19 protein-coding genes are annotated in these 14,915 nt (G+C 66.2%); 6 read left to right on the plus strand and 13 right to left on the minus strand.

Annotated features, from left to right (window positions below; genetic code table 11):
* Positions 1-177: 177 nt before the first annotated feature.
* The 3 genes from FRZ44_RS04820 (at position 178) to FRZ44_RS04830 (ending at position 1,986) form a co-directional block, all read left to right on the plus strand.
* Positions 178-729 carry a TetR family transcriptional regulator gene (locus tag FRZ44_RS04820; RefSeq protein WP_191908420.1) on the plus strand — a complete coding sequence of 184 codons (552 nt, stop codon included), beginning with the start codon at positions 178-180 and terminating at the stop codon, positions 727-729.
* A 159-nt stretch (positions 730-888) separates the two neighbouring features.
* Entirely contained in the window at positions 889-1,398 is a 510-nt protein-coding gene (locus FRZ44_RS04825) for a phasin family protein (RefSeq protein ID WP_191908421.1), read from the plus strand.
* Positions 1,399-1,611: 213 nt separating this feature from the next.
* Positions 1,612-1,986 (plus strand): tRNA-binding protein, encoded by a 375-nt coding sequence (locus FRZ44_RS04830; RefSeq protein ID WP_151176109.1) that lies wholly within the window; start codon positions 1,612-1,614, stop codon positions 1,984-1,986.
* 170 nt (positions 1,987-2,156) lie between these two features.
* On the opposite strand, the gene FRZ44_RS04835 is transcribed toward FRZ44_RS04830, so the two are convergent.
* The 3 genes from FRZ44_RS04835 to FRZ44_RS04845 form a co-directional block, all read right to left on the minus strand.
* Positions 2,157-3,524: an ATP-binding protein gene (locus FRZ44_RS04835; RefSeq protein WP_151176110.1), complete on the minus strand. Its 1,368-nt coding sequence runs from the start codon at positions 3,522-3,524 to the stop codon at positions 2,157-2,159.
* Between the two features lie 3 nt (positions 3,525-3,527).
* Entirely contained in the window at positions 3,528-4,220 is a 693-nt protein-coding gene (locus FRZ44_RS04840) for a response regulator (RefSeq protein ID WP_151176111.1), read from the minus strand.
* 77 nt (positions 4,221-4,297) lie between these two features.
* Positions 4,298-4,792 (minus strand): MarR family winged helix-turn-helix transcriptional regulator, encoded by a 495-nt coding sequence (locus FRZ44_RS04845; protein WP_151176112.1) that lies wholly within the window; start codon positions 4,790-4,792, stop codon positions 4,298-4,300.
* Positions 4,793-5,028: 236 nt separating this feature from the next.
* Here FRZ44_RS04845 and FRZ44_RS04850 point away from each other — a divergent pair, with 236 nt between their 5' ends.
* From FRZ44_RS04850 to FRZ44_RS04860, 3 genes are all read left to right on the plus strand, one after another.
* Complete coding sequence (locus FRZ44_RS04850) at positions 5,029-5,928, plus strand: branched-chain amino acid aminotransferase (RefSeq protein ID WP_151176113.1); 900 nt, start codon at positions 5,029-5,031, stop codon at positions 5,926-5,928.
* A gap of 208 nt (positions 5,929-6,136) precedes the next feature.
* Positions 6,137-6,907: a cysteine hydrolase gene (locus FRZ44_RS04855; protein WP_151176114.1), complete on the plus strand. Its 771-nt coding sequence runs from the start codon at positions 6,137-6,139 to the stop codon at positions 6,905-6,907.
* 161 nt (positions 6,908-7,068) lie between these two features.
* The gene (locus FRZ44_RS04860) at positions 7,069-7,887 is read left to right on the plus strand and encodes a sulfite exporter TauE/SafE family protein (RefSeq protein ID WP_151176115.1); all 819 of its coding nucleotides are present in this window, start codon (positions 7,069-7,071) and stop codon (positions 7,885-7,887) included.
* Positions 7,888-7,897: 10 nt separating this feature from the next.
* On the opposite strand, the gene FRZ44_RS27490 is transcribed toward FRZ44_RS04860, so the two are convergent.
* The 10 genes from FRZ44_RS27490 to FRZ44_RS04905 all read right to left on the minus strand — a co-directional run bounded on the left by FRZ44_RS27490 (position 7,898) and on the right by FRZ44_RS04905 (position 14,780).
* On the minus strand, positions 7,898-8,020 hold the full coding sequence (locus FRZ44_RS27490; protein ID WP_263641909.1) for a hypothetical protein: 123 nt from the start codon (positions 8,018-8,020) through the stop codon (positions 7,898-7,900).
* Positions 8,021-8,024: 4 nt separating this feature from the next.
* Entirely contained in the window at positions 8,025-8,264 is a 240-nt protein-coding gene (locus FRZ44_RS04865) for a hypothetical protein (RefSeq protein ID WP_151176116.1), read from the minus strand.
* Entirely contained in the window at positions 8,261-9,688 is a 1,428-nt protein-coding gene (locus FRZ44_RS04870; RefSeq protein ID WP_151176117.1) for an amidase, read from the minus strand. Before FRZ44_RS04870 ends, FRZ44_RS04865 begins: the two co-directional genes overlap by 4 nt.
* A gap of 140 nt (positions 9,689-9,828) precedes the next feature.
* On the minus strand, positions 9,829-10,275 hold the full coding sequence (locus FRZ44_RS04875; protein ID WP_151176118.1) for a molybdenum cofactor biosynthesis protein MoaE: 447 nt from the start codon (positions 10,273-10,275) through the stop codon (positions 9,829-9,831).
* Between the two features lie 12 nt (positions 10,276-10,287).
* A complete protein-coding gene (gene moaD / locus FRZ44_RS04880; RefSeq protein WP_151176119.1) occupies positions 10,288-10,539 on the minus strand; it encodes a molybdopterin converting factor subunit 1 in 252 nt (83 codons plus the stop codon).
* 46 nt (positions 10,540-10,585) lie between these two features.
* Positions 10,586-10,885, minus strand: coding sequence for a hypothetical protein (locus tag FRZ44_RS04885; RefSeq protein WP_151176120.1), 300 nt, complete (start codon positions 10,883-10,885; stop codon positions 10,586-10,588).
* A gap of 264 nt (positions 10,886-11,149) precedes the next feature.
* Complete coding sequence (locus FRZ44_RS04890) at positions 11,150-12,274, minus strand: sulfotransferase family protein (RefSeq protein ID WP_151176121.1); 1,125 nt, start codon at positions 12,272-12,274, stop codon at positions 11,150-11,152.
* Positions 12,271-13,011, minus strand: coding sequence for a hypothetical protein (locus FRZ44_RS04895; RefSeq protein WP_151176122.1), 741 nt, complete (start codon positions 13,009-13,011; stop codon positions 12,271-12,273). The genes FRZ44_RS04890 and FRZ44_RS04895 overlap by 4 nt, the downstream gene beginning before the upstream one ends.
* 27 nt (positions 13,012-13,038) lie before the next feature.
* On the minus strand, positions 13,039-13,308 hold the full coding sequence (locus FRZ44_RS04900) for a hypothetical protein (protein WP_151176123.1): 270 nt from the start codon (positions 13,306-13,308) through the stop codon (positions 13,039-13,041).
* A gap of 50 nt (positions 13,309-13,358) precedes the next feature.
* Positions 13,359-14,780 carry an arylsulfotransferase family protein gene (locus FRZ44_RS04905; RefSeq protein WP_151176124.1) on the minus strand — a complete coding sequence of 474 codons (1,422 nt, stop codon included), beginning with the start codon at positions 14,778-14,780 and terminating at the stop codon, positions 13,359-13,361.
* Positions 14,781-14,915: the final 135 nt, after the last annotated feature.

A 14,915-nucleotide genomic window follows, 5' to 3' on the forward strand; every position in this document is an offset into this window, starting at 1 on the left:
GCTTCGGCACGGGACGCGAGAACCATGGCACGCAGGGCGAAGGCACGGCGCGGAGGCGGCAAGGCGGAAACCGGGACAGCGGGAACGCGGGCCAGAGCGGGCCGCAGGCCCCGTCCCAGGGCCGCGAAGCCTTACGACTCGGGCGTTACCGGCGGCGATTCGGTCGAGGAAGCAGCCGTGGCCGCTGCCCTGGCCCTGGCCGAGCGCCAGCCTTGGACCCGGGTCGCCCTGGGCGATATTGCCGAGGAAGCAGGCCTGCCGTTGGCCGTATTGATGCAGGTGTTTCCGTCGAAGACCGCGATTCTGGCCGCCTTTCAGCGCGGAATCGACCGGGCCGTGCTGGGGGCCGGGGAAGTCGGGGAGGGCAGCCCGCGGGACCGGCTGTTCGAGTTGCTGATGCGCCGGCTCGAGGCGCTGGCGCCCCATCGCAAGGCGCTGGCCTCGATCGCCGCCGCCGCACCCCATGATCCGGTCGGCGTCCTTTGCGGCTGGGGCCGCCTGCTGCATTCCATGAGCACGACGCTCGCGCTCGCGGGCCTCTCGGCGGACGGGTTGCGGGGCCTGATCCGGGTCAAGGGACTGGCGGGAATTTACGGCTCGGTTCTGCCTGTGTTCCTGCGGGACGAGAGCGACGATCTCACGCGGACCATGGCGGCGCTCGATGGCCGGTTGCAGCGCATCGAGAGTGTCATGAATTGGATCCGGGGCCGGATCAAACCGGAAACATGAAATTCATGTTATTGAAACACAACGTGTAATTTCATTTTTGTTGCACTGCAAAATAACCCTTGACGGAGCGCGGCCAGCTCCCATATTGTGCAGTGCAACAAAGAGATTTCGGTACCGGTCCTCAACCGGGCCGCACCCCCAGATATGCGGAGAGCAACCATGGCCAAGGCGCAAAACACTGTGTTCGACTATGAGTTCCCCAAGCTGCCCGATTTCACGCAGCTCCAGCAGGATTACAGCCGCTATTTCGGTGACTTCAGCAAGATGTTCACCAACGGCAAGTTCCCGGGCTTCGACATCGAGGCGGCCATGACCTTCCAGCGCAAGAACATCGAAGCGCTGACGCAGGTCAACCAGGCGGCCCTCGAGAGCGTCCAGTCGCTCGCGAAGCGCCAGTCCGAGATCGCCCGCGAAGCGGTCGAGACCTATTCGAAGTTCGCCAAGGAAATCGGCGCCGTCAGCGTCGAGGACCGCTTTGCGAAGCAGGCCCAGGCCGCGAAGGAAATCTTCGAGCAGGCCGTGACCAACCTGAACGAGCTGCGCGAGATCGCGCAGAAGTCGCAGGACAAGGTGGCGACCCTGATCAGCAAGCGCGTGAGCGACAATCTCGATGAGGTCAAGTCGGCCCTCCAGCCGAAGACCGTCTCGAACGGTGCCGCGAAGAACTAACACCGATTAGACAGTCGGTTTCCTCCCCAGGCCGTTTCGCCGCAAGGCGAAACGGCCTTTCTTTTTGATTCGCGGGCGGAGCCGGCCTCGTTTCGTTTGCGGGGCGCGAGACGGCCTCTCGCATGCGCCGCTTCGCCGAATGGGCACGGGGGCGATATGTTCCTATGGTCTTGCGGGCCGAGAGCCCGATAGGAACCGAAGGGGTCCGATGCGATGACCGAATCCAAAAAGCCGGCGGTACCGCCTCTGCGCGCCAGCATCACCTATGACGATTTCGACCGGGTCGATATCCGCGTCGGCACCATCGTCGCCGTCGATCCCTATCCCGAGGCGCGGCGGCCCGCCTTCAAGCTGCAGGTCGATTTCGGTCCCGAGATCGGCACGCGGAAGACATCCGCGCAGATCACCAAGCATTATCACCCGCACAGCCTCGTCGGCCGCCAGGTCGCCGCGGTGGTGAATTTCCCGCCCAAGCAGATCGGCAAGTTCCTGTCCGAGGTGCTGGTGCTGGGGTTTCCCGATCCCGACGGCGAGGTGGTGCTGATCAGTCCGGAGCGGCCGGTGCCGAATGGCGGGAAGCTGTATTGAGTCTCGCGCGGCGCTCACCTCATCGGTAGCCACCCCTCCCCCTACCCCCTCCCGCAAGGGGAGGGGGCTTGGTTCTATCTTTCTGCTGCGACGCGAATCGCTCGATTGGAAATATTCACGCCCCCTCCCCTTGCGGGAGGGGGTAGGGGGAGGGGTGCTGCTTCAGGCTGTTACACCGGCAACCTCAGCAGCGCCCTCAGCCCGCCCATGGGCGAGCGATCGAGCGTGAGCTCGCCGCCGTGGCTGCGCATCACGTCGCGGGCGATGGTGAGGCCGAGGCCGGCGCCGCCGGTTTCGCGGTTGCGCGAGTTCTCGAGCCGGAAGAAGGGGCGGAACACCTCTTCGCGCATATCCTCCGGAATGCCCGGGCCGTCGTCGTCGACCGCGATCTCGATGGCCGCTCCCACATAATCGGCGGTGATGGTGACGCGGCGCGCATGGCGGCGCGCATTGGCGATGAGATTGTCGAGGCAGCGCCGGATCGCGTCGGGCCGGATCGAGACCGGCATCGGCCCCTCGACCTTGAGCTCCACCGGCTGGCCGGCGCGCGCGGCTCCGTTGGCGACCTCGCGCAGCAACTGCGCCAGATCCACCGGCTCGGGCTTGGCCGTGCTGTCGCCGCGCGCGAAGGCGAGATAGCCCTCGACCATCTTCGCCATCTCGGCGACGTCGGCGCGCAACTCGTTGACCTCCGCGCTCTCCGGCATCATGGCGAGCTCGAGCTTCATCCGCGTCAGGGGCGTGCGCAGATCGTGGCTGACGCCGGCCAGCATCTCGGTGCGCTGCTGGATCTGGCGCTGGATGCGGGCCCGCATCAGGTTGAAGGCGGCCCCCGCCTGGCGCACCTCTTCCGCGCCCCGGAGCTTGAAATCCGGCACGTCGTGACCCTTGCCGAAGGCGTCGGCCGCCAGCGCCAGCCGCCGGATCGGATGCATTTGCGCGCGCATGAAGAAGGTCGCGGCGCCGAACAGCACCAGCGAGGTGCCGACCATCCACAGGATGAAGACATAGGTGGTCGAGCTGAACAGCCGCTTGCGCGGCGCGATCACGCGCAGCACGCCGTCGGGCAGCTGCACATAGACCTCGACCAGGTTCTTGAGCGAACGGCTGTCGATCAGGAACGGGCGCTGCACGCGGGCGTTCAGCGCATTGGCGAGCTTCTGGTCGGTCGACATCTGCTGCACCAGGATCGGCTCGTTCGGAAGCACCGCGCCGGGCAGCAGCTCGGCATCGATCAGCATCTTGTCGTGGGCGATCTGGAAGATGCGGGGATATTCGTCCGGTCCCTTCGCCATCTGCATCATCTCGATGATGGCGCCGATATCGCCGCCCACACCATAGGCGAGCTGGCGGGTCACGGTGTCCCAATGGTCGTCATAGAAGACCCAGGTGGCGATCACCTGCAGCAGGATCAGCGGCGTCACGATGATCATGACGGCGCGGCCGAACAGCGAGCGCGGCAGCACCGCGTTCCACAGCCGCGCGAAATCGCGATCGGGCTTGCGGGACTTTTCGGCGGGGAAGGTCGAGGTCACCATGGCTCAGTCCAGCCGCAGCATATAGCCGCGTCCCCGCACCGTATGGAGATAGCGGGGAAAGCGCGGATCGGGCTCGATCTTGCGGCGCAGGCGCGTGATCTGCACGTCGACCGCGCGTCCGCTGCCTTCGGCCGAGGGCTGCTGCGACAGCTCCTCGCGACTGACGGCCTCGCCGGCGCGCTGCGCCAGGGCCGCCAGCAGCTCGGCCTCGGCCGTGGTCAGCCGGATCTCCTCCTGGCCGCGCTTCAGCTCGCGCCGGTCGAGATCGAAGGCGTGGGGGCCGAAGCGCAGCAGCCGGCGCGGGGCGGCCTGCGCCTGGGCGTCGCGGCTGCGGCGCAACACGTTCTGGATGCGCAGCACCAGCTCGCGCGGCTCGAAGGGTTTCGCCAGATAGTCGTCGGCGCCCTGCTCGAGGCCGGCGATGCGATGCTGCGCCTCGCTCATCGCTGTCAGGAGCAGGATCGGCACGTTGCTCTCCTGGCGCAGGGATTGGGTCAGCTCCAGCCCGCTCTCGCCCGGCATCATGATGTCGCAGACGATCAGGTCGAAGGCGAGCCCGGCCAGCCGCTCGCGCGCCTGCCTGGCGTCGGCTGCGGCGGTCACGCGAAAGCCCTTGTCGGCGAGGTATTTGCGGAGCAGCTCGCGCAGCCGGTTGTCGTCGTCCACGACGAGGATGTGGGGCGCTTCGGCGGTCATTGCCCCGGGATTATAGGCCGGCGCTCCCGGCCCCGGCCAGCCGGGCGAGCCTTGCCCCGGAGGGCCCGATCCGCCGGTCAGGGCTGCCGGCGCGGCAGCGCCAGGGCGGCACGGTCTTCTTCATTGATGAGGCCCAGCAGCACCTTGCGGAAGCCTTCGACCGCATCGGCGCCGGCGCTGCGATAGGCCGCCGCGATCAGCGAACGCTGGCGCTCGGAGAGGCGGCGCTCCAGTTCGGCGCCCTTCTCGGTCAATTCCAGCAGGCGCTGCCGGCGATCGCGTTCGCCGGGGCGCTGGCTCACGAAACCCTGCTCCACCAGGGCACCCAGCACGCGGGACAGCGACTGCTTGGTGATCTTGAGGATGGCCAGCAATTCCGACACGGTCATGCCGGGTTTGCGGCCGACGAAATAGATGACGCGGTGATGGGCCCGGCCGAAGCCGAACTCCTCCAGCATCGCATCCGCCACGAAGGTAAAATCGCGGTAGGCGTAGAACAGGAGCTCCATGCCTTGGCGAAGATCCTCTTCGCGCAAAAACAAAGGGTTGGCAGGCGGGCGAGGGTCAACCATGGCGCACAGCGGAACGGGTTTACGTCAGGAATATTGACATATTTCCAGGTTTTCGTCTAAAAGCGATCGGGACAGTGCTGCTATTATAGTGCGCCGGTTCAGGCCGCACCGCGCCAAAAAAAATCAAGGCTCGAAGGGGTCCCCGCAGGACGGCGGGAGCCCCGGTCTGGATCCCGCGGACAGGTTGATCGACCAGGCGCTCACCCGGCGCCCTTCAAAGAGAGGTTTCTACGGTCATGAGTGTTCTCCCCTTCGACGATCGCGACGGTGTCATCTGGTTCGATGGCAAGCTGGTGCCCTGGCGCGAGGCGAAGATCCATGTCCTCACCCACGCGCTGCACTACGCCTCCTGCGTCTTCGAGGGCGAGCGCGCCTATGGCGGGCAGGTCTTCAAGCTGACCGAGCATAGCGAGCGGCTGGTGAAGTCCGCCGACATTCTGGGCTTCAAGATCCCCTACAGCGCCGCCGAGATCGACGCCGCCACCAACCAGGTGCTGAAGGCGATGAACCTGCAGGACGCCTATGTGCGCCCCGTGGCCTGGCGCGGCAGCGAGATGATGGGCGTCTCCGCCCAGCAGAGCAAAATCCACCTCGCCATCGCGGTGTGGGAATGGCCCTCCTATTTCTCGCCCGAGCTGCGCGAGAAGGGCATCAAGATCCAGTGGTCGAAATGGCGCCGCCCGGCGCCGGACACGGCCCCGACATCGAGCAAGGCGGCCGGCCTCTACATGATCTGCACGCTGTCGAAGCATGAGGCCGAGCGCAACGGCTATGCCGACGCGCTGATGCTGGATTATCGCGGCCAGATCGCCGAATGCACCGGGGCCAACGTGTTCCTCGTCATCAATGGCGAGATCCACACGCCCAAGCCCGATTGCTTCCTCGACGGCATCACAAGGCGTACCGCGATCGAGCTGGCGCGCCGGCGCGGGATCAAGGTGGTGGAACGCGCGATCTTCCCGGACGATCTGAAGAAGGCCCAGGAGTTCTTCATCACGGGCACCGCGGCCGAGGTCACGCCGGTGGGCGAGATTGCCGAGCATAAGTTCACGGTCGGCGCCGTCACCCGCCAGATGATGGCGGACTACAGCGCCGAGGTGCGCAAGCCCGCGAGCCAGCGCAGCGCCGCCGAATAACCCCACCGACGCTTCGGAGACGAAAGGGCCGCGCTCCCGGGAGGGACGCGGCCCTTTTCGATTCCTGCCAGGGCCGGATTGCGTTCCCGTCAGGTCGATCGAGCGGGTTTCATTCTAGTGGCGGGCTCGGCGAACGCCCTATAACCCCAGAACTCGTCATGAGGGTGAGCTCGTACCGACGGGATCACCCGACACAAGGGGGTCACAAATGTCGGAGGAAGAGAAAGCACTGCCGTCGCGCCGGGAGCTGCTGATCGGCGGCGCTGCCATCATCGCTGCGACGGCGGCATCCACCGTGTCGGGCACGGCGGTCGCGGCGGAGACGCCAGGCCTGCAGTTTCAGAAAACCGACACCGCGGTGGTGTTCATCGACCCGCAGAACGACGTGCTGAGCGAGAAGGGCGCGAATTGGGGCGCCGTCGGTGCCAGCGTGACCGAGAATCGCACGGTCGAGAACATGGAGCGGATCTTCAAGGCGGCGAAGGCCAAAGGATATGAAGTGTTCATATCGCCGCATTATTTCTATCCCACCGACAGCGGCTGGAAGTTCAACGGGCCGCTGGAGCGCGACGAGTTCCGGACGCACACCTTTGCCCGAAGCGGCCCGCTCACTCTGGCGGGTTTCCCCAATTCGGGCGCGGACTGGCTGGATCGCTTCAAGCCCTATATCGAAGATGGAAAGACGGTCATCGTCAGTCCGCACAAGGTCTGGGGCCCGCAGACCAACGATCTGGTCCTGCAGTTGCGCAAGCGGCGGATCGGCAAGATCATCCTCGGCGGGATGCTGGCGAACATCTGCGTGGAATCGCATCTGCGCGAGCTCCTCGAGCAGGGCTTCGAGATTGCGGTGGTGAAGGACGCCACCGCCGGTCCCCGCCATCCCGAATGGGGCGACGGCTATCAGGCGGCGATGATCAATTACCGCTTCCTCGCCCATGCCGTGCTCACGACCGACGAAGCGATCGCGGGCATGGGGTAGGAAAGCCCACAAGCCAACGCTTCTCAGCCGAACGTCCCAGAACGCCCACCCCAGGCCAAGGGCGGCGTTCCAACAGAGAAACGACCCATTCGCTTGTTTTTCTCGCACGAGAAGTCGCGAGCCGATATGCTTGACGGCATATATCGTTCGCGAGACGAAACATGCGCACGGCGCTCGGTTGCCCCTACGCTCAGAGGGCCTTTGCTTATTCGGCGCCGATCGGCGCTCTCGCCGGCCTGATCGGGCTCGGCGGCGGCGAGTTTCGCCTGCCGGTGCTGATGCACGTCATCGGCTTTCCGGCGAAGGCGTCGATCCCGCTCAACCTGATCGTCAGTCTGACCACACTGGCGGCGGCCCTGCTGTTTCGCAGCCATGTCGTGCCGGCTGGCGCCCTGGAACAGCATCTGCCGGAGATCGTCGGGTTGATGGTCGGCGGCATGATCAGCGCCTTTTGGGGCGCGGGGTTGGTCCAGCGTTTGAAGAGCGGACGCTTGATCGCTGCCATTGCGATCCTTCTGGCGGCGTTGGGCGGGCTTCTGTTGATCGAGGTTCTCTTCCCCTTTCAGCCGGTCGATCTTCCTGGCGGCCTCCTACTACGCCTTCCGCTCGCTATGCTGTTGGGTCTCGGTATCGGGCTGGTGAGCAGTCTCTTGGGCGTGGCTGGCGGTGAGCTTTTGATTCCAAGCCTGATGTTCGTCTTTGGCGCAGACATTAAAACTGCGGGGACCGCGAGCCTGATAATCTCTCTCGCGATCGTCGCGATCGGAATCTGGCGCTACGGGCGGCTCGGTGCGATCCCGCGCGGACGCGGTCCGCAGCGCATCACGATTGCGATGGGATTGGGCTCGATCCTCGGCAGCCTCATCGGCGGATTGGCCGCCGCCGCCGCGCCGGTGTTGGCCCTCAAGATCCTGCTTGCGCTGGTGCTGCTTGCGGCCGCCGCAAAAACCCTTTGGGAACGGTCGTCCGCTCGGGGCTGAACGCGAGGTCTCAGAGCTTCGGCCGGCGGTCGTCGCTGTCATACATCGGCCGCAACCGCTCATAGGCGCTGGCGGCGCGGAACATCGCGACATCGTCATAGGGGCGGCCGACGATCTGCCGGCCCGATAGCACGTACCTAGGTTTCAGGGCTGGAGTTGCCAAGCCACTCGACCCGGCCTCGTGCGTCTCGTTCCGCATCGATCGCGGAAGCAAAGAGCGATGCCGTGTACTTTCGAAGCCTGATCCAGGCCATTTCGAGCGGCTCGTCGCTGAATCTTTCTTCCTCGAAGCCGTAAGTTCCGTCGTCACGCCGAAAAATAATCACCCGGCGCTTCCCATCGCGGTCGTAGATCGTATTGATGGTGTTCTCGCTCACAGCTTCGGCCGGCGGTCGTCGCTGTCATACATCGGCCGCAGCCGCTCATAGGCGCTCGCGGCGCGGAACACGGCGACATCGTCATAGGGACGCCCGACGATCTGCAGGCCCGTCGGCACGCCCGACTTGGCGAAGCCCGAGGGCACGTTCATGACCGGACAGCGGCTCATGGCATTGAAGGGCGGCGTCATGCACCAGTCGAGATAGCCGTCGATCTTGACGCCGTTGATCTTCATGCCCGGATCGCCGAGATCGGCGTCGGCCTTGATCGCCGGCAGGGCCAGGGTCGGGCAGATCAGCAGGTCGTAGGTCTGGAACAGCGCGCCCAGCTTCTCATACATGGCGCTCTCGATCTCCATGCCCTCGACGAAATCGACCAGCGTCGTCTTCTTGGCGCGGCGCGCGAACTCGCGGGTATAGGGCATCATCTTGCGGCCATGCTCGGGGATCAGGCGCGAGACCCAGGCGCCGAAGAGGCCGGAGAGATGGGCCCAGGTGGCGCGATTCACGTCCTTGGTCCAGCCGATCTTGACCTCTTCCACCTTGGCGCCGAGGTCGCGCAGGGCGGCCGCCGCGGCCTTGGTGTTGGCCACGACCTCGCTGTCGACCTCGTAGAAATCGAGATCGACCGAGAGCGCGATGCGCCAGCCCTTGATGCCTTCGAACTTGTCGGGGATGCGCAGCTTCGGGCGCACCGGCACGATGTCGCGCGGATGCGGGCCCGACATGACGTTCTGCAGCATCGCCACGTCCGAGACCGAGCGGGCCATGGGGCCGGCATGGTTGTACCAGTCGAGATTGAAGGGGCCGGAATCGGGATTGCGGCCATAGGGCGGCTTGAAACCATAGACGCCGCAGGCGGAAGCCGGGATGCGGATCGAGCCGCCGATGTCGGAGCCATTGGCGAGCGTGGTGGTGCCGGCCGCGAGCGAGGCACCGGCGCCGCCCGACGAGCCGCCCGAGGTGTAATAGAGATTCCAGGGCGTGCGGGTCGTGCCCCAGAGCTTGGTGTGGGTGATCGGCGCGCAGGAGAATTCGGGCGCGCAGGAGCGCGCCAGCATGATGGCGCCCGCCTTGAAGATCAGCTCCGCCGGCGGCGCCGTGACCGTGTCGACATTGTCCTTGAACACCAGCGAGCCGAAGGTGGTGCGCTCGCCCTTGATGGTGGTCTCGTCCTTGATGACGATCGCAAGGCCCTCGAGCGGCCGGGTGCGGCCGTCGGTGCGCATATATTTCGCCTCGGCCTTCTTGGCCTGGTCGATGGCGCGGTCATAGAAGGTATAGGTAAAAGCATTGACCTTGCTCTCGACTCGCTCGGCGCGCTCCACCAGCGCCCGCACCAGCTCCACCGGCGACAGCTTTTTGGTCTTGAAGCGCCGTACCGCTTCGGTCGCGGACAGATAGCAAAGATCGAGATCCGTCATGCCGTATCCCCTGGATTTTTCACGGCGCGTTGACCGCGCCGACAAGATTGGATTCGGTCATAGCACAGGGAACGCCGGTCACCCAAGCGGGTTGCGGACTCAGGGAAAACCAGGAGCAGGCAGAAGAAGAACGCGCGGGACTAGAGCCAGCGCTTCTTCGCGGTGTCGTCGCTGTCGCGCGCGCTCACCCATTCGCCGCCGTCGGGAGTCTCTTCGAGCTTCCAGAAAGGCGCGTCGGTCTTGAGCCAGTCGATCAGGAACTGGCAGCTCTCGAGCGCGGCCGCGCGATGGGCCGAGGCGGTGATCACCAGCACGATCCGGTCGCCGGGTTCGAGCCGGCCATAGCGATGAATGACGAGGCTGCCCTGGAGCGCCCATCGCCGATGCGCTTCGGTCTCGATCTCGCCGAGCTTCTTCTCGGTCATGCCGGGATAATGCTCGAGCGTCATGGCGCCGATCGGCTTGTCGCCCGCCATGTCGCGCACGAGCCCGACGAAGCAAGCAAGCCCTCCGATGTCGTGGCGGCCGCGCGTCAGCGTCGCCATCTCGGCGCCGGGATCGAAATCTTCGCGTTGGACACGGATCATGGCAGCGTCCGCTCAGCCGCCGGTGACGGGCGGGAACAGGGCGACCTCGTCGTTGGCCGCGACCGGATGGTCGAAATCGACATAGTCTTGATTGACCGCGACGCGCACCAGCTTCCGGTCGGCCAGCGCCGCGCGATAGCCGGGGCCGCGCTGGGCCAGCCAATCGACCAGGGCCCCCACCGTCTTGACCTCGGCGGGCGGCGCCAATTCCTCTTCGCCGCAGCCGATCCGGGCGCGGAACAAGGCAAAATAGAGCAGTTTCATGAGGCCAGATTAGCCCCTCGGCCCCGGCGCGACCAGTCTCTGAGGATCAGGGCTCGTCGTCCTCGTCCGCCGCCGCGGGCAGGGCGCGGTAGTTCTGGCGAATAGCCTCAGCGCCGGCGGGGTCAAAGCTGCGGTCCATCCAGCGGCCGGTGGCGGCAAGCCAGAGGCCCGAGCGATTCGCCCGTTCGATCGTCGCGCCGGGGCGGACCCGTTTCGAGACCGTGACGTGGCGAATGACGGGAGCGGAGACGGCCGGAAGCGAGATCGTGGGGAGCGGCATGGCATGGCCGGCCTCGTTCTGGTCGTCGGCGAAGCTCGGCAACAGGGAGGGGCTATGATCGGTCATCGGCGCACTCCTGCCTCGGTGTTGTTCGCGTCCTTCCGGTGGAGATCGGCCCGATGGGATCGAAGTCCGATGGATCCAAGGGGCAGCGGAAGGAACGCGGTCGTCATCGATAGGGCGTCCCCATTCAACTGCGGATCGATGGCCGGAATGTGGCAGTGCTGCCGATCTCAGGTGATTTCTCTGTGATGATGCGAGGGCGGTGCGTTACGCGATCGTCACGCTGCCGCAGTGCAGCATCGGTGCGACAGCGAGCCGGGCCGCGTCTCACGCGTAACCGAAGACGCTCGCCACGGTGGCGGTTCGTTCACGAACGGTCCCGACTTCGGCCGGCGAAAATTTCAGCCGGTAATAATCCGGCTTGCGCAGTCGCTCCTCCGCCTGGCGCAGCAGCGCATCGTCGGGCTCGAGATCCGCATGCGTCAGGATGCCGCCAACCGTTTCCCGCGGCGCCGCCACGAGATCCTCGTAGCGGACGATCAGGATCGCGCTCGCCAGCGCGTCGTCGGTCTCGATCTCCTTGGCCATCAGCCCATAGAGCTCGGCCCATTGCAGGGCCCAGCCTTCCGCCTCGCAGCCGGCCTGCCACAGCGCCCGGATCTCCGCGGTCGCGTCGGCATTGCCGCAATGGATCGGCCGGCGATCGAGCCCGAACTCGAAATGGCCGGCGCGGGCCAGATGCCGCCTGGCGGCCGGGTAGCGCGTCTGCGCGTCGCAGAACAGCCGATGCTGTTTCATCAACGAGGCCACATGCCAGAGCGGCTCGCGGATCGGCACGACGAAGCGCGCGTCGGGAAAGAGCTTCAGCAGATAGCCATGGCGCGTGCTGTCGTAATTGGCCTTGGCGAGATAGCGGGGCCGGTCGCGCACCAGCATCAGCTTGCGCAAATGGTCGCGCAGGAAGTTCTCGAAGGCGGGCTCGTCGACGCGCGCATCCAGCAGGGCCGAACGCGCCGCGTCATGGAGATCGGGAAAGAAGGCCATCCAGGCCGGCTCTTCGAAGGCTTCCGGGCTGTCCGAGGTCACCATGATTCCGTCGTGATGGGCCCGCTCCGCCGGCGTCTCCGCCTTCAGCGGCATGAATCCCAGGAGGCGGTTCCAGAGATAGGGAGTCAGCACCGGCGGGAAATCGCGATAGCGGTGGCTGGCGAGCTGCGGGTGCGAGGCCAGAAGCTCGAGCAGCATGGTCGAGCCGCTGCGGGCGAGGCCGGTGATCCAGACCGGGGCGGTGATCGGCTGGCGATCCAGCCGGTCGCGCAGCAGGCGGCTTTCCCAGCCTGCGGCGGCGCGCATCACGGCGCTGCGCTGGCACAGGACGGTGCCGAGCGCATCCATCCACCCCGCCACCTTGAAGCTGGCGAGGCGGTCGCCCGCGGCCGGGCGATCGCTCATGCGATCCGCCAGACGCGCTTGATGGCCAGGGAAGCGCTCAGCATGACCGCGAAGAACAGCGGCTCCCAGCCGCGCAGCCAGGCGGGTCCCATCCGCAGCATTTCCTGGGCCGGCAGTGCGATCTCGACACGGTCGACGGCGCTGTCGGCGGGAAGATAGCCCGCGGGATTGCCGACCAGCGCGTGCCACCAGCGCCGCTTCTCCACGACCGGCACCGGCTTCGGCAAGGGAATCGAGGTCGCGACCGCGCCGCTGGGGTCGCGCAGCAGGAGGCGATGCTGTTCGGGCCGCATCGCCTGATGCGGCACGACCGAGAGTTCCGCGGCGACACCGGCGGCGGCGGGCGAGGCGGCCACGTCCACCGCGGTGTCATTGTCAGGGAAGCGGTAGCCATAGCTGGTCGAGAGCCAGGCCAGCAGGGCGAGGATCGGCAGCATCGCCAGCAGCACACCCGGCAGCACCAGCCCGATGCGCCGCAGGGCCGTCTTCAGCAGGTTGCGGATCAGCGGCCAGGCCTCGGCGAACTCGCCGTCATAGCCGTCGAGCGCGCGGCGCGCGGCCAGCGCGTCGCTCTGCGCCCGGACGATCCGGGCTTGCGGCGAGGCGAAGCGATAGATCGCCATCGAGAGCGCGGCCGCGATCATCGCCCAGAGCGCCAGACGACCGGGGGCCGGCAGCGCCTGCATCATCTGGTCGAGCCAGCCGAAGGCCAGTCCCGGCCAATCGAGCGCGCCCATGAGCGACTCCTCCGTCCAATGTGACGATCAGCGGTGCTGGGGGGTGCGGCGAACCTCCGACCCGGCAATGACGGTCGGGCGGGGATCGGATTGTGCGTCCGGTTTGCGGCGGCGCTTCAGCCAGCGCCGGACCGGCCAGGCCACGACGAATCCGATGGCGGCGAAGAGGGCGAGGAGCAGGCCCCAGAGCGCGCCCAGCAGGCTGAGGCCCGCGCCGGGGCCGACATAAGCGAAGGCGGGCTGGGCGAGGGTCGCAGCCCCGAGGATGACCGCGACGGCGACGATAAGCTTGTTCATTCCCAATCTCCTTGCTTGATCAGTTTCTCTTGAGCCGTACGGTTCCCCTTCTATTGCGGCGCGAGCCAGCCGCCGACCTGGTCGGCCGTGAAGCGCGCGCCCCCGGTGACGATCGGAATGCGCCGGTCGGCAGATCCGCCCCGCACCGGATTCATGTATTCCCAGGCGATCTCGCCCTGCGCCGTGACTTCGACGAGACGGCCGCCGTCGGATTCCGTGATCAGGCTGTTGCCATCGGGCAGGCGCTGCACGTTGGATCGCAGCACGCTCTCGAGCGGATGGCCTGCCGCGCCGTCATATTCCCAGGCGATGGTCATGTCGGCGGGATCGATTTCCAGCAGGCGCGAGCTGCCCAGCGGACCGACATTGCCGAGATTGTCGAACATCAGAAGATGGCCGTTCGCCAGCAGCGACGGATCATGCTGTCCCAGCCAGGGCCCGCGCGCAGCCCAGACGAAGCGGCCCTGGCGCGGATCGAGCACCGCGAGCAGGCTTGCCTCGCGGAAGGAGAGCAGCACGTCGCCCGCCTGCCACGCGGCCGGCGCATCGGCGGCTTTCGCGTCGATGGGCTTGGCGGCGTTGGCATGGAGCGGATCCTGGCGGCCATAGTCGGACAGGGCCGCGAGGAACTTGCGATAGGGCGAGGCCGCCATCGCGTCCAGGAGCGAGATCTTCTGCTCCACCTTTCCGTCGGGCGAGAGGACCACGAGGAAATCCTCCAGCATCGGCGTCTCGAGCTGGGGCATGCTGCCGACCGGCTGGTCGCGGAGCCGGTGAGTGAGGGTATAGATCCGTCCGTCCGCGCCGACTTCGACATCGTGATGGACGCGGTCGAGATATTTCCAGATGACCTTCGAATCCTTGGTCATCTTCACCAGCCCCAGGCCCCAGGGCGTATCGCCGACGCCGCTGTAGACGGCCAGGATATCGCCGTTGGGGAACAGATGGACCTTGTCGAAGCTGACGAAGCTGTCGGGCCGCGGCTTCGCCACGACCGAGCTCGAATCCCACACCTGGCTGAAGGGCAGGCGCCATTCATGGACGATGCGGCCGTTCATATCGATCAGATAGGCGGCGGCATCGTGGCCGGAGCTGTAGAGCGTGAAGCCGGGGAAGGCCTTGCCGCTGTCGGCGACGGTCACGCCGCGCTGCTCGCTGCGCGCATCGGCCCAGAGATCGGTCTGCAGCGGCTCCTGGTAGTGAATCGCCTTGTCATAGAGCGCCATGCCGGCGCTGTAGGCGTCCTTCAGCAGGCCATAGGGCGGCAGCTTGTCCAGCACCACGTAGGCGCCGCCGACAAAGGCGAGAAAGCAGCAGCAGAGCGTGAAGATCATCGCGCCTGTCCGCGAAGGCTCCGCATCGGCCGGCGGCGCCGACAGGCGCAGCCTTTCTCCACCCCGATCCCGCCCGGTGCCGAAGGGCGGCGTCGGACCGAGAAGCGTCGGGTCGAGCTGGGGTCGTTCGAGGGACATGGATCAGCGATCCTGATCGGAACGAGACTGAATTCGATCGCTGCGGCCCGTTGTGATCAGCCGATAACCATCACTGTCCGAAGCGCATCCCCGCTTCGGTTTACGAACGCACAACATTCTCTTAAGGGCAAATAT

This window comes from Hypericibacter terrae (assembly GCF_008728855.1).
Classification (GTDB): Bacteria; Pseudomonadota; Alphaproteobacteria; order Dongiales; family Dongiaceae; genus Hypericibacter; species Hypericibacter terrae.